Source organism: Photobacterium sp. TY1-4, from assembly GCF_025398175.1.
Lineage (GTDB): Bacteria > Pseudomonadota > Gammaproteobacteria > Enterobacterales > Vibrionaceae > Photobacterium.
Genome location: NZ_CP099734.1, coordinates 2,799,003 through 2,813,950 on the forward strand (window position 1 = coordinate 2,799,003; position 14,948 = coordinate 2,813,950).

The following is a 14,948-nucleotide window of genomic DNA, read 5'->3' on the forward strand; positions in this document are numbered from 1 at the left end:
GGTGTCGCATCTGCTCCACCAATCAAGATAACAACATCTTGCTAGGATTTTAAGGGTCCGACTCAGAACTGATCTTCTTCCGTCGAGCCGGTCAGGGCCGTGACGGAAGAGTTACCGCCCTGAATGACATTGGTCATCTTGTCAAAGTAACCGGTGCCCACTTCCTGCTGGTGCGCAACGAAGGTATAACCCTTCTCTGCGGCCTGGAACTCAGGACGCTGAACTTTCTCAACATAGTGGCGCATACCTTCGCCCTGCGCATACGCGTGCGCCAGCTCGAACATGTTGAACCACATGTTGTGAATTCCCGCCAGGGTGATGAACTGATACTTGTAGCCCATGTCCGACAGCTCCTGCTGGAACTTGGCGATGGTTTCCGCATCCAGGTTCTTCTCCCAGTTGAACGATGGCGAGCAGTTATACGCCAGCAGCTGATCCGGGTATTGCGCATGAATCGCTTCGGCAAACTTACGCGCTTCTTCCAGGCAAGGTGTCGCGGTTTCACACCAGATCAAATCAGCATACGGTGCATAAGCCAGACCACGGGCAATCGCCTGATCAATGCCGGCACGCACGCGGTAGAAACCTTCTGCAGTGCGCTCGCCCTGGATAAAGTCTTTGTCATACGGGTCGCAGTCTGAGGTCAGCAGATCCGCTGCGTTGGCATCGGTGCGCGCAATCACCAGCGTGGTCGTGCCGGCAACGTCGGCCGCCAGACGGGCTGCCACCAGCTTCTGAACCGCTTCCTGAGTCGGAACCAGTACTTTCCCGCCCATGTGACCACATTTTTTCACCGAGGCCAGCTGATCTTCGAAGTGAACACCTGCAGCACCGGCATCAATCATGTTACGCATCAGCTCGTAGGCATTCAGCACCCCACCAAATCCGGCCTCGGCATCGGCGACAATCGGCAGGAAGTAATCAATCCCCTCTTCCGGAGTCACGCCGTTGGCCCACTGGATCTGATCGGCGCGACGGAACGAATTATTGATACGTGTCACCACCGCCGGGACAGAGTCTACCGGATACAATGACTGGTCCGGATACATGGTCGAAGCCGTGTTGTTATCGGCAGCAACCTGCCAGCCGGACAGATAAATAGCTTCAATCCCCGCCTTGGCCTGTTGTACGGCCTGACCACCGGTCAGCGCACCCAAACAGTTGACGTAGCCTTTCTTGGCCGAGCCGTTCACCAGCTCCCAGAGTTTGTCGGCGCCGCGCTGGGCAATGGTATTGGCCGGTGCAAAAGAGCCACGCAGGTTAATCACGTCTTCCGCTGTATAGGTCCGTTTTACATGCTTCCAACGTGGATTCTCTGCCCAGTCTTTTTCAATAGCTTCAATTTGTTGTTGGCGAGTCAATGTCATCTTGCTTTCCCTCGTTTCTATTTAGCGATAATCCGTTTAACGTCATCGTTATCGGCTGACTTTCTTTTCTCAGGCTTCTTCGGACATGGCCGACCACGCAGCCGGCACTGCCCCTTATTATTCTGTTAGGCACTATTTCAGGTAGTCATACCCCGGCAGGGTCAGGAAATTCACCAAGTCGTCACTGGTGGTCAGTTGTGCCATTAACGTCGCAGCTTCCTGGTAACGTCCCTGATCAAAGCGCGCCGGCCCGACTTCCTCTTGCAGCACCGCCATTTCTTCGGCCAGCATCTGCTCGAACAGTGCTTTCGTCACCACCTGACCATTGCTGAGCGTCTTGCCGTGCTTGATCCACTGCCAGATGGAGGCCCGGGATATTTCGGCGGTTGCAGCATCTTCCATCAGGCCGTAAATCGGCACACAACCATTGCCGGAGATCCAGGCTTCGATATATTGCACCGCAACACGGATGTTATGACGCATCCCATCTTCCGTGCGCTCTCCGTCACACGGCGCCAGCAGTTCACTGGCCGTGATCGGCGCATCCTCTTCGCGGCTGACATCCAGCTGGTTGGGGCGATCCCCCAAGGCTTCATCAAAAATCGCCCGCGCCGTATCGGCCAACCCCGGGTGTGCCACCCAGGTGCCGTCGTGGCCGTTCTGCGCTTCCAGGGATTTATCGTTACGGATTTTATCCAGCACCCAGGCATTGCGCGCCGGATCCTTCGATGGGATGAAGGCCGCCATCCCGCCCATCGCAAAAGCGCCGCGACGGTGACAGGTCCGAACCAGCAGACGGGAGTAAGCATTGAGGAACGGCTTTTCCATCGTCACCACCTGGCGATCCGGCAAAATCCGATCCGGGTGGTTACGCAGCGTTTTGATGTAGCTGAAAATGTAGTCCCAGCGACCGCAGTTGAGCCCGACAATATGGTCTTTCAGGCTATAGAGGATCTCATCCATCTCGAACACCGCCGGCAGGGTTTCGATCAGTACCGTGGCTTTGATGGTGCCACGCGGTAAACCGAATTCATCCTCGGTAAACGAGAACACATCACTCCACCAAGCCGCTTCCTGATAGGCTTGCAGCTTCGGCAGGTAAAAGTAAGGACCGCTGCCCTTGGCTAACAGCTGTTGGTGGTTATGGTAGAAATACAGGGCAAAGTCGAACAGCGAACCGGGAATCGGCTCCCCCTGCCACAGCAGGTGTTTTTCCGGCAAATGCAGTCCGCGCACCCGGCAGATCAGTACTGCGGGATCTTCCTTGAGCTGATAAGACTTTCCGGTTTCCGGGTGGGTATAAGAAATCGTGCCATTGACGGCATCTCGTAAGTTGCGCTGTCCCTCCAGCACTTCATCCCAGGCCGGGGCAAAGGAGTCTTCAAAGTCTGCCATGAACACCTTGACGTTGGCATTCAGGGCATTGATCACCATTTTGCGTTCAACCGGGCCGGTAATTTCGACCCGGCGATCCTGCAAGTCCGCCGGAATGTTGCGGATCGTCCAGTTGTCCTCTCTGATATGGGCGGTTTCCGGCAGAAAGTCCGGCAACGCGCCTGCATCGATGGCTTGCTGACGTTGTTCACGGGCCGCTAACAATTCCGGAACGCGTGAAGCAAAGCGTTGTACCAGCCGCTCAACAAACAGAAAGGCGTCATCCGTTAACATCTCTTTCTGTGCATCGGTGAGTAGTGGTTGTAGCGATAGCTTCACTTCGTGATTCATCGAGGTTGTTATATCCGTCATTCTTACGCTCCCTTGCAGCATGTAACTTAATCACCACTTCCATCAGTAGTCGCTACTCTGAGCCACCCGTTACCTGAGTAGCAACCCTGAAAATACGTTGCCGCAATCAGTCATCAAATGCAAGCATCACCACGCAGAAACGCCGTAGAAAATACCAACCAAAAACCAATAAAAACAACAAATTACAAAAAATAGAGTAATAACTCAAAACACTAAATTAAAACAATATTCAGCGAAATCCTCGGTATTGACGGGTTCCTAGAAATCGGACAAAAAATGTAACCAGTTACGAAATTAAATTACAGAATGAGCAGGTTCAAACCCTTGTTCAAAAATACGTTTTAAACAGTTGGATTATGAGTGAATCACTTCATTCTGATGAAATAACAGCCAGTTAAGTATAGAGAACAAACCAGATTTATACGCAACCAGCATCACTTGCTAGTCAATTGGTTTCATTTATTCGTGGAGCGAAACAGAATAAATCTACAAAACCAGAACCGGCATCCTCGGACACCGGTCTCTAAAAATATCGAAGTGGGTATAAAAGACAGCATAACCTGCTGAGAATCGCAAAAAGTCGGAGTGGCGAGCAAAAAAGGGCTAGAGCAGCCCTTTGACGATCTCCGCCAGACGGGCAAATGTTTGTGTACGGCTAGAGGTCGGACGCCAGACCAGGCCGATTTCACGGTAGGCTTCTTTGCCCGGCGGCTCGACGACCACCAAATTCTGGTTATCCAAAATCCCGTGATTGATCGCCATCTGAGGAATGAAGGTGGTTCCCAACCCGTTCGCAACCATTTGAACCAACGTATGTAAACTGGTTGCGGTAAACGGGTTGATCTTCTCTTTACTGGTCAGCTGGCAGGCAGAAACTGCGTGGTCGGTCAGGCAGTGTTCTTTTTCCAGCAAGAAGACGGATTCATCAGGCAAGTCGGCGTAGCGCAAAGGGTTCGAGACCTGCGCCGCTTGTTTCTGGCTAATCACCATTTTAAAAGCATCCCGCCCCACAACCTCACTGTACATCCCGTTGATTTCCACCGGCAGCGCCAGGATCAGGACGTCCATTTCACCGTTGCGCAGCGCGGTCAGCAGATTCGCGGTGGTATCTTCACGCAGCAGTAAATGCAGGTTGGGATGAAGCTGGTTGACCGCCTGTACTAGGTCACAGAGCAGAAACGGCGCGATCGTCGGAATACAGCCAATCCGCAACTGGCCATCCATACCATCGCCCTGATGATTCGACAGCTCCATCAAATCCTGGGTCCGGGCCAACAGCTCCCGGCTGCGCTCTACGACGTCTTCGCCCGTGGAGGTAAACACCAGGGATTTATTGTCACGCTCAATCAGCTGGCACCCCAGCAACTCTTCGAGGTTCTGGACCCCGGAGCTCAAGGTTGACTGGCTGACAAAGCAGCGCTTGGCGGCCTCGCCAAAATGCCGGGTTTCAAACAAGGTCACCAGATAGTGAAGCTGCTTGAGGGAAGGAAACTTATTCATCGTAATTTCCGATTACATCAATCTATTTATTCCGCTTTTTTCAATGTATCAGTTCCGCTATAGTTTGTCCCGTTCAAACAGGAGCCTACCGCAAAGGTCGGCGACAAACCCAATCTATAGGAGCACCAATTTATGGTACTAGTAGGTCGTCAAGCACCAGATTTTACTGCTGCAGCTGTTCTAGGTAACGGCGAAATCGTTGATAGCTTCAACTTTGCAGAATTCACAAAAGGTAAAAAAGCGGTAGTTTTCTTCTACCCACTAGACTTCACTTTCGTATGTCCTTCTGAGCTGATCGCTTTTGACAAGCGTTTCGAAGACTTCAAAGAGAAAGGCGTAGAAGTAATCGGTGTTTCTATCGACTCTCAGTTCTCTCACAACGCATGGCGTAACACTGCTGTTGAAGACGGCGGTATCGGTCAGGTTCGTTACCCACTGATTGCAGACGTGAAGCACGAAATCTGCAAAGCATACGACGTTGAGCACCCAGAAGCTGGTGTTGCGTTCCGTGGTTCTTTCCTGATCGACGAAGAAGGTGTTGTTCGTCACCAAGTTGTGAACGACCTGCCACTGGGCCGTAACATCGACGAAATGCTGCGTATGGTTGATGCTCTGAACTTCCACCAGAAGAACGGTGAAGTTTGCCCAGCACAGTGGGAAGAAGGCAAGAAAGGTATGGACGCTTCTCCACAAGGCGTTGCTGCTTACCTGTCTGAGTTCACTGCAGACCTTGACAAGTAAGACCCATCAGGTCTTACCTCACACCCACTCAACGGTGTGAGCGCTAAACGCGAAAGCGTAAAGCCGAAAAAGTCAGCCTTGATGGCAAAAAATGATGAGGCCCGGACACACCGGGCCCTTTTTGTATCTGCCTTCTTTCAGAAATTCCCCCACAGCGATTCCCCTCCAAACACACGACACCACGTGTTGTCATCTCATCCCCATCAGATTTAAACTGCCTGTCCTCGCCCCCTGAACCTGATCGGATTGCGATGTCATACCAACGCGAAGTCTGTATCGATAACATCGAATCCCTGTCGCTCGCCCAGCAAGGCGGTGCCACCCGCATTGAACTTTGTGCCGCGCTGGCTTTGGTGACCTGATCCCCAGCGGGATGTTCCATTATGCCGGGCAGGCCCATATGGGCAGCAGCGCCGAGGATGACTTTGCGATTCCGGTCACCGGAGCCGAGAACATTGTCGCGGTAGCGCAGATCCTCAAAAACTGTTGCGTCTGAATCCACGAAGCCCCAAACGAACAGAGCCTGCAAATGCAGGCTCTTGGGGTCGCTCAAAGATGTAGATTACCAACCAATGATATTATCGGTTGGGTGTGGGACTTTCTTCGCTTCATAGAACGACTTGGTCGAATACCAAGAGTTTGGATCACATACCGCTTCCGTAACCGGCATATCCGGGCTAATCAAATAATCAGTCGTTGGCTGATCAATACAGTAAAAGCCGCTGTAACTGAAGCCGTGATCAACATAATTGTTCATCGTCAGCCGAGACCCGGACGAACCAAGCGCAGCCATCATTTGATCACTCCAAATGTATGGCGTCGCCGGATCATACTGGCCGCCAATCACCAGGATCTGCTTGCCGCCGGGCTTAGAATCCATATTTTGGACCGGCTCAATCGGATCACGTTGTGCCGACCAGCCCTGACACATATCCGCAGTTTGCCAATAGGTCATTGGACCATACAAGGTTGATTCATTGTAATAGTCATAGGCAGACTGAGTGATTTCAGCGTCCGTCAATGGCACCCGCTCATCCGTACAAACCACCGCTTTAAAGTGGGCGTTTCCGCGCAGGTCATCTTCCAGGCTGGAGTAGATGGTTTTCGACTGGGCCGACTTGGTATACCCGGTTGGGAATGCCTGAGCCAATGTCGCACCGTTGTCTTGATCCAACAGCTCTTTCAATCCTGCTGAAACTTTCTGCCAAGGCTGCTGATCATCCGATTCACGCGCTATCGTCATACTCATCAGTCCAGAAAACGCATCGAAATTCAGTGTATAACCATCCGTTGTTCTGTAAGAGAAAGCGCTATTTTTGGATTGCCCGTAGACATCGTAAAACAAATCACTGGCTAAAGTTTCATAGCTGGTTTTACGATCCGGTGTTGGACGCCCCTCACTATTGGCGTAGTCCAGGCGATAGGCTGCGATTTTTTCATACCCGGCGGTATTGCCAATCCGGATGGCCACATTATTGGCATCGGTCGGGGACATCGGTGAGTCCAGCACAATGGCCCGGACCCGCTCCGGGAACATATTGGCATATAATGAACCCAAGCGAGTGCCGTAGGAGTAACCCAGGAAAGTCAGTTGCTCATCTCCCAATCGCGCACGCAAGCTATCGAGATCTTTGACAATGGTGTTACTCCCCATGTAAGGCGCAACCTGCTGGAAAGTGGCATCACAACTTCCCCGCCCGTTATACTCAGCCACTGCACAGGTGGTCAGCTCATCGGCAAAGGCGCTCCAACCCGCACCACGCGGATCCATCCCGACAATATCAAACCGGTCAAGAATATCTGATGGGAAAGCATACATCGCCATCCCCGCAGCACCACCGACCGCGGGTGCGCTCGGGCCACCAAAGTTCAGGATCAAAGAACCAATCCGATTGGCCGGATCCCGGGCTTTGTGCACCCCATAGAACACCTCGACCATCTCGCCGCTTGGCGCATGATAATCCTTCGGCACCTGCATAAAATCACAGGTCATATTGGCCGGACAGCTTTGGATGGCGAGTGCCCGGCGATCAGCAAAGGGGTTACCGCCGCCATCACCGCCGCCACAACCCGCCAAGATCAGACAGGTCAGCGCCCCTGACATCAACTTATACATTTGTCACCTTTCTTTATTGTTGTTTTCATGTTGTTCGTTGTGAGTTGCAACTGGGCACTATTTGCATGAGCACCCATAAACTCGGAAGCATATGAGCATAAAATGAAACGACGTGCAATTATCACCCTTGTAAACACCGACTCAGTTAACCAAATGCTCTTCCTGCCCGACCGGAGTCAGACAAAGATAACACTCCCACGCTCTCGTACTCGCGCTCAGGGTGCAGGCACATTATCATCAACATCATGACGAATCAGGTCACACAGGGACAGGGAGAACGGAATGACCCATGGTAAACCGGGCAAAAAGCTCAAAAAGAAAGATTACCAGAAAGAGCTGGAACGCCTCCAGATCGAGCTGGTCAAGCTGCAAGAGTGGATCAAACACAGCGGTATGAAAGTGGTTGTGATCTTCGAAGGCCGGGACGCCGCCGGCAAAGGCGGGACAATTAAACGGATCACCGAAAAGCTCAATCCGCGGGTTTGTCGGGTCGTGGCCTTGCCGGCCCCCACCGAGAAAGAGAAAACCCAGTGGTATTTCCAGCGCTATGTTGCGCACCTGCCTGCCGCCGGCGAGATGGTACTGTTCGATCGCAGCTGGTACAACCGGGCCGGGGTCGAAAAAGTGATGGGGTTCTGTACCGATGAAGAATACGAAGAGTTTCTCCGCGCCTGCCCGGAATTTGAGCGGATGCTGCAACGCTCCGGCATTATTTTGCTGAAATATTGGTTCTCCGTTTCCGACGAAGAGCAAGAAGCGCGCTTTCTTGAGCGCATCCATACCCCGATTAAGCGCTGGAAATTCAGTCCGATGGATCTGGAGTCCCGTGCCCGCTGGGCAGCTTATTCGGAAGCCAAAGACAAAATGTTTGCCTACACCGACACCAAGCAATGCCCGTGGTGGGTCATTGAAGGGGATAACAAGAAAAAAGCCCGGATCAACTGTATCTCCCATTTGCTCTATCATATCCACTATGAAGAGATCCAGTATCCGCACATCGAGCTGCCGTCGATCGACAAAACAGGCTATATACGGGCACCGGTCGACAGCCAGACCTTCGTCCCGGATCGGTTCGAAAGCGACGATTAACCCTGCCCCTTATCGCGGCGGGAGGATGATGGGAAAAAATCCCGGCCTCAGGGCCGGGACAGAATGCTGATAACACAGCAAGATCGCTTGAGCTGGCCAGCCGGGCTACCCCGCCTGCTCCAGAATACTCTTCAGATCTTCCTGGCTGGTATGGCGAATGTCTTTGCCTTTGACGAAGTAAATAATGTACTCGCAAATATTCTGGCACCGATCCCCCACCCGCTCAATCGAGCGCGCGGACCACATCACCTGCAGCACATTCGGGATCGAGCGCGGGTCTTCCATCATATAGGTCATCAACTGACGGATAATCGCTTCATATTCCCGATCAATCCGATCATCTTCCTGATACACCTTCACCGCAGCTTTCACATCCATCCGGGCAAAGGCATCAAGCACTTCATGTAACATCCGCACCGCATGCTGCCCCAGCGCCTCCAGAGACACCAGCAGGTTGTACTGCTTGTTGGTGAAGTTTTCCAGCGCCACCTTAGCAATACTTTCGGCCACATCCCCGATCCGCTCCAGATCGGTGATGGTTTTTATAATCGCAATCACCAGGCGTAAATCGCTGGCGGTAGGCTGGCGCTTGGCGATGATCCGGGTACAGGCTTCATCAATCGCCACTTCCATCGCATTCACTTTGTGATCGTCTTTAATCACCCGCTTGGCCAATTCGGCGTCCTGCTTATGCATGGCCTTGAGCGAGTCGGCCAGTTGCTGCTCCACCAGACCGCCCATCGCCAGCACATGGGTGCGGATGCTTTCCAGCTCCGCATTGAACTGACCTGAAATATGCCGGCCAAGACTGAAGTTATCTACCATATCGACTCCTTAGCCGTAGCGGCCCGTAATATAATCTTCTGTTCGCTTCTCTTTCGGGGTGGTGAATATATCATTGGTATTGGCATATTCCACCAGTTCCCCCATGTGCATAAACGCGGTATTGTCCGATACCCGGGCCGCCTGCTGCATGTTATGGGTGACGATAATCACCGTGTATTTGGTTTTCAGCTCATTGATCAGCTCTTCAATGGTCAGGGTCGAGATCGGATCCAACGCCGAAGTCGGCTCATCGAGCAGCAGCACTTCCGGCTCAATGGCAATCGCCCGGGCGATCACCAGACGTTGCTGCTGACCGCCGGACAGGCCGAAGGCACTCTCATGGAGGCGGTCTTTCACCTCATCCCATAACGCTGCCCCGCGCAGCGAATTTTCAACGGCGTCATCCAACACCCGGCTGTTTTTGATCCCCTGCAACCGCAAACCGTAAACCACGTTCTCATAGATGGATTTCGGAAACGGATTCGGACGCTGGAACACCATACCGACCCGGCGCCGCAACGCGGCCACATCCACTTGATCGTCGTAGATATTCTGACCGTGCAGCATGATCCGGCCATCCACCCGACAGCCTTCCACCAGCTCATTCATCCGGTTAATACAACGTAGCAGGGTCGACTTACCGCATCCCGACGGACCGATAAATGAGGTCACTTTTCCCTTGGCAATCCGCATGTTGATGTCAAACAGCGCCTGGTGCTGACCGTAATGCAGATCCAGGCCCTCGATCGACATCGCCGTTTTTGCTTCGGATAACGAGGCTAAATCTTCCGGCTGAAATAAGCCGATGGTCGAATTAATAGAAAACATTTACTGTCCTGAGTCCCGTTACTGTTCCAGAGCGCGGAATTTTTCGCGTAAGTGATTGCGGATCCCGATCGCCGTCAGGTTCAACCCGACGATCACCGTCACCAATAGAAATGATGTGGCGTACACCAGGGGTCGGGCGGCTTCAACATTCGGACTTTGAAAGCCGACATCATAAATATGATAGCCAAGGTGCATGAACTTGCGCTCCAGGTGCAGGTACGGGAAGTGTTCATCCACCGGCAGCGCTGGTGCCATTTTCACCACCCCGACCAGCATCAGCGGCGCGACCTCCCCGGCTGCGCGGGCGACCGCCAGGATCAATCCGGTCATGATTGCCGGGCTCGCCATCGGCAGTACAATCCGCCACAGTGTTTCAGCCTGGGTCGCGCCCAGCGCCAGCGAGCCGTGGCGCACCGAATTCGGGATCCGGGCCAGACCCTCTTCCGTCGAGACAATCACCACCGGCAACGTCAGAATCGCTAGCGTCAGTGCCGACCACAGAATTCCGGGAGTGCCGAAAGTTGGGGTCGGCAGCTTCTCGGAAAAGAGAAGCGCATCAATGCTGCCCCCGACCATATAGACGAAAAAGCCCAGGCCAAACACCCCGTAGACAATCGACGGCACCCCGGCCAGGTTGATCACCGCGATGCGGATCAGCTTGGTAAAGCTGTTCTTGCCGGCATATTCGTGCAGGTAAATCGCAGCCATGACGCCCAGCGGCGTCACAATCACACTCATCAGCAGTACCATCAGCACGGTACCGAATATCGCCGGAAACACGCCCCCTTCGGTATTGGCTTCACGCGGCGCTTCGCTGACAAACTGCGCGACCTGATACCCCCAGTGCGCAACCTTATCCATCAGCGACATATTGTTGGGATACCAGATATTGAGCACCTGATCCAACGGCAGACGAACCGTCTCCCCGGTCATCTCCCGCACCAGCAGGGCCCGGTCATCAAGTTGCTGGCGCAGGGCGATTAACTCCATCTCCAGCTGGCGGAATTGCCGCTCCAGGCGCTCGCGCTGCTGAGTGAAGGCTGCCGGTGTGCCCTGGCGACGTTCCTGCCGATGCAACTGATCCAGCTGCTGGCTGACCTGCACGATCGCCGTGTCCTGCAGCATCTTGATTTGCGCGCGGATCTGATCGGCGCGGGCCAGGGCAAACGGAAACTCACTGAGCGGCAGGCGTTTTCCATCTTCCACAAACGCAATCGGATAGCCGTAGAACTTGCCGTTCTTCAGCCGATCGATCACCGCCACATCCATCGCCAACGTGCGGCTGTTGATGTCCGGCTCCAGCAGGGTAATAAAGTCCAGCGACACCCGCTCGCGGTTGCCAATCTTCACCAGGTAACGGTTGACCCGATCGCCCGTGATCGCGGATACATCACGCCCGGCTTCAGCCAACTGGCGCACCGGCACCGAGCGGACCTCGTAAATTTCGCCAATCAGCACCTGCGGGTGCGTCGGGCCGTCCACTTCAAACTGATACACCGATGCCGGCCAGAAATAACTCAGTCCTTTCCAGCCGATCAACAGCAATAAGCCCAGGACCGCGACCAGGCTCAGGCTGACCGTGCCGGCCGTCATCCAAATCCATGGTGCGCCGGATTGAAACCAGCGTCTCATGTGCTCAAACAATTCATTATCGTCACCTGTGAATGCTCGTCCTACAACGAGCTGTATCGCTCACGCAGCCGCTGGCGGACCAGCTCTGCGATGGTGTTAAACAGGAATGTAAATACAAACAAAACAAACGCCGCCAGAAACAGCACCCGGTAGTGCGAGCTGCCGACTTCAGACTCCGGCATTTCAATCGCAATCGTTGCCGACAGCGTGCGTAACCCTTCGAGGATATTCCAGTCCATCAAGGGGGTATTGCCGGTCGCCATCAGCACAATCATGGTTTCGCCGACGGCTCGCCCCAGCCCCATCATAATGGCAGAAAAGATCCCCGGGCTGGCCGTCAGCAGCACCACCCGGGTTAGGGTCTGCCAATGGGTCGCCCCCAATGCCAGCGAGCCGCTGGTCAGATGGCCCGGCACCGAGAAAATCGCATCTTCAGCAATCGTAAAGACCGTCGGGATCACCGCGAACCCCATTGCAATGCCCACCACCAGGGTGTTGCGCTGGTCATACCCAATGCCCCACTCACTGGCCAGGTAGACTCGCAAATCACCGTCGAACAGGGCCTGCTCCAGCCACGGTCCTAAGCTCAGGCAGCCATAGGCGAGCAGGATAATCACCGGGACCAGCACCATCAGGTGCAATCCACCCGGCAAGCGGACCCGCCAGGCCGCCGGCAGCAACAACGACCAGATCAGGCCGACCACCAGCATCGCCAGCGGAAACGCCAGAATCATCAACAGCACCCCGGGCAGATGTGTTTCAATCACCGGTGCCAGCCAGATCCCGGCAAGAAAGCCCAGGATCACCGTCGGCAGCGCTTCCATGATCTCCACCGTCGGCTTGATCACCTGACGCATCGCGGAAGACATAAAGTAAGCGGTATAAATCGCCCCGGCCAAAGCAAGCGGGATCGCAAAGACCATGGCATACAACGCGGCTTTCAGGGTCCCGAAGACCACGGGTACCAAGCTGAGCTTGGGTTCAAATTCATCGCTGGCCGAGGTCGACTGCCAGACATACGCCGGCTCGGGATAGCCTTCATACCAGATCTTCTGCCACAGCGAGGCAATACCGATTTCCGGGTGACGATTATTGACCCGGTAAACCTGCCACTGATCACCATTGACCGTCAGCAAGCGATCGGCCCGGGGCGAAATCGCCATCCACGCCGGGACCTGCTCAAATCGAGTTTCCTGATAAATCGGCCCTTTGACCGTGGTGTAGAAGGCCGACAACGTGCCATCCTGCTGCACCGCGAAAAAGCCTTTGCGCGAATACTCCGGGACCAGATGTGCCGCCGGGCTGCCCGGCGCCAGCTTAAATTCACGCGCCTTTACCATCTGCCGCTGCCCATCGCGCAGCACTTCAAACCACTGGGCAATCTCCTGCGCTCCGGTGCGGATCAACAACGAGTTGGCCCCGGAGAGTAAAGTCAGCTGCGACGCGCTGCCCGGCTCAGTCCCGAGATCCACCACTTCGCGCACATATGACTGCTCACCGCGTAATGCAACCACATAAAGCCACTGGCCCCCCAACGCATACAGGGTGCGGGCATCCGGCGTCACCGCCAGTGCTTCAATCTGCCCCGGCACGCCATCTACCGCAAAGAAACGCGACTGCCACGTACCCTGTTGGTTTTGCAGCCGGACTGATTGTTCGAAGGTCGCCACCCGCAGCCGCTGATCAGCCGTGACCCCGGCAATCACACCGCGATCGTCACGCAACGATGCCGCCAAGCGGATCACCGGCTGTTGCTGCGGATCCAACTGGATGGGATCACGCCCCAAGGGGTAGGTAATCTCAGGGTGACTTTGCCGCATCGTCTGCGGTTTAAACAGCGCTTGCGCCGGGTGCGAAGCCGGCTCAGAAAACGTGACACCGGCAACCGGCTTGAACAGCACCACCTGACCCGCGCCGTTGCCGTAGGCAAAAATCTCTTCCCGCGGCAGCGTCTGCGCCACACTGGTGGGCTGCGCCATCACTTTGAATTGGCGGATCACCTGGCCGGCCTGCGCACCGTCAATCGACACAACACTCAGGGTTCCCTGCGTCGATAACCGGTAGGCCAGATCGTTTTGTTCACTGACTCGGATCGCCGCCGGCTGATCAGAAAAAGACGCCGTGAACGCCTGCTGGGACGTCACTCTGACCGAGGCAAAAATCGGCATCATGACATAGAGCAAGTAGAAGAAAATCAGAACTAAAGTAACAAGGACGAAAATGCCGCCGGCCGTCACCCCATAGCGCGCCAGTTTGTCTTTTACCCGGCGTCCAGGGCTGTCTCCTCTTAAAAAATCACCGGCGTCCGCCATTATTACCTCAAAAAATTTATACGTTTACGAATAATATGTCTTTTAGATGACAATTATATGACAGCTTTCGGAGCGCTGACCACTTCCCTTTTCCAACCCGGCGCGGGCCCATTAGATTGACATAAATTTGCAATAAAATGTCATTAGTCTTAATGATTTATGACCCCAGACTGATTTCAATGGCCGCCTGATGAATGCATCTAGACAGATCATGTACATGCTCACATAATGAACTAGCCTATTACGAAAAAGGACGTCGTTATGAAGCATCTCGTGATTACAGTGATCGGTAAAGATCGCCCGGGTCTGGTGGAGACCCTGTCTGAAACGGTTTACCAAAACCATGGCAATTGGCTCGCCAGCAGCCTGAGCAAACTCGCCGGACAGTTTGCCGGAATTGTCCAGGTTGAAGTCGCCACTCAGTACGTGCCACTCCTCAGCCGGGCTCTGGCTGACATTGCCGACCTGCAGATCCACATTGTCGAAGACGACAGCAAAGTCGTCCCGATCACCACCCTGCACCACCTCACAGTCACCGGGAACGATCGCCTCGGCATTGTCAAAGAAGTCACCGGCAAGCTAAAAGAGCTGGGGATCAACATCAACAAACTCAAAACCGACACCCAGAGTGCGCCGAACTGGGGCTACCCGATTTTTATCGCTGACTTTCAGCTTGAGCTGCCGGCTGAACTTCAGTTAGACACTGTCCAGGATGAGCTGGAAAAACTGGCAGATGATCTCAATATCGATATTGATGACAACTGATCGCCTTTCATTTCGCCCTCAAGCTTA

At 54.1% G+C, this 14,948-nt stretch carries 12 protein-coding genes and 1 pseudogene; 5 read left to right on the forward strand and 8 right to left on the reverse strand.

Going from position 1 to position 14,948, the window contains the following annotated elements; genetic code table 11:
• Positions 1–62: 62 nt before the first annotated feature.
• From aceA to NH461_RS13120, 3 genes are all read right to left on the reverse strand, one after another.
• The gene (gene aceA / locus NH461_RS13110; protein ID WP_261600781.1) at positions 63–1,367 is read right to left on the reverse strand and encodes an isocitrate lyase; all 1,305 of its coding nucleotides are present in this window, start codon (positions 1,365–1,367) and stop codon (positions 63–65) included.
• 132 nt (positions 1,368–1,499) lie between these two features.
• Positions 1,500–3,113 (reverse strand): malate synthase A, encoded by a 1,614-nt coding sequence (aceB, locus tag NH461_RS13115; protein ID WP_261600782.1) that lies wholly within the window; start codon positions 3,111–3,113, stop codon positions 1,500–1,502.
• Between the two features lie 603 nt (positions 3,114–3,716).
• The gene (locus tag NH461_RS13120) at positions 3,717–4,613 is read right to left on the reverse strand and encodes a hydrogen peroxide-inducible genes activator (RefSeq protein WP_261600783.1); all 897 of its coding nucleotides are present in this window, start codon (positions 4,611–4,613) and stop codon (positions 3,717–3,719) included.
• A gap of 132 nt (positions 4,614–4,745) precedes the next feature.
• Here NH461_RS13120 and NH461_RS13125 point away from each other — a divergent pair, with 132 nt between their 5' ends.
• The 3 genes and pseudogenes from NH461_RS13125 (at position 4,746) to NH461_RS13135 (ending at position 5,850) form a co-directional block, all read left to right on the forward strand.
• On the forward strand, positions 4,746–5,354 hold the full coding sequence (locus NH461_RS13125; RefSeq protein ID WP_261600784.1) for a peroxiredoxin: 609 nt from the start codon (positions 4,746–4,748) through the stop codon (positions 5,352–5,354).
• A 251-nt stretch (positions 5,355–5,605) separates the two neighbouring features.
• Positions 5,606–5,707 (forward strand): annotated as a pseudogene (locus NH461_RS13130) (copper homeostasis protein CutC); the annotation flags it as partial.
• A gap of 20 nt (positions 5,708–5,727) precedes the next feature.
• On the forward strand, positions 5,728–5,850 hold the full coding sequence (locus NH461_RS13135; RefSeq protein WP_261602938.1) for a hypothetical protein: 123 nt from the start codon (positions 5,728–5,730) through the stop codon (positions 5,848–5,850).
• Positions 5,851–5,916: 66 nt separating this feature from the next.
• Here NH461_RS13135 and NH461_RS13140 read toward each other — a convergent pair whose 3' ends face one another.
• Positions 5,917–7,470, reverse strand: a complete 1,554-nt coding sequence (locus tag NH461_RS13140) for an alpha/beta hydrolase (RefSeq protein ID WP_261600785.1) — start codon at positions 7,468–7,470, stop codon at positions 5,917–5,919.
• 282 nt (positions 7,471–7,752) lie between these two features.
• Here NH461_RS13140 and ppk2 point away from each other — a divergent pair, with 282 nt between their 5' ends.
• A complete protein-coding gene (gene ppk2 / locus NH461_RS13145; protein WP_261600786.1) occupies positions 7,753–8,559 on the forward strand; it encodes a polyphosphate kinase 2 in 807 nt (268 codons plus the stop codon).
• Between the two features lie 105 nt (positions 8,560–8,664).
• Here ppk2 and phoU read toward each other — a convergent pair whose 3' ends face one another.
• From phoU to NH461_RS13165, 4 genes are read right to left on the reverse strand one after another with little or no spacing between them, the layout of a single operon-like run.
• Positions 8,665–9,384, reverse strand: a complete 720-nt coding sequence (phoU, locus tag NH461_RS13150; protein WP_261600787.1) for a phosphate signaling complex protein PhoU — start codon at positions 9,382–9,384, stop codon at positions 8,665–8,667.
• 9 nt (positions 9,385–9,393) lie between these two features.
• Complete coding sequence (gene pstB / locus NH461_RS13155) at positions 9,394–10,212, reverse strand: phosphate ABC transporter ATP-binding protein PstB (protein WP_261600788.1); 819 nt, start codon at positions 10,210–10,212, stop codon at positions 9,394–9,396.
• An 18-nt stretch (positions 10,213–10,230) separates the two neighbouring features.
• Positions 10,231–11,844 carry a phosphate ABC transporter permease PstA gene (pstA, locus tag NH461_RS13160; RefSeq protein ID WP_261600789.1) on the reverse strand — a complete coding sequence of 538 codons (1,614 nt, stop codon included), beginning with the start codon at positions 11,842–11,844 and terminating at the stop codon, positions 10,231–10,233.
• Between the two features lie 41 nt (positions 11,845–11,885).
• Positions 11,886–14,156, reverse strand: coding sequence for an ABC transporter permease subunit (locus NH461_RS13165; RefSeq protein WP_261600790.1), 2,271 nt, complete (start codon positions 14,154–14,156; stop codon positions 11,886–11,888).
• A gap of 261 nt (positions 14,157–14,417) precedes the next feature.
• On the opposite strand from NH461_RS13165, the gene NH461_RS13170 reads away from it, so the two are divergent.
• Positions 14,418–14,921, forward strand: a complete 504-nt coding sequence (locus NH461_RS13170) for a glycine cleavage system protein R (protein ID WP_261600791.1) — start codon at positions 14,418–14,420, stop codon at positions 14,919–14,921.
• Positions 14,922–14,948: the final 27 nt, after the last annotated feature.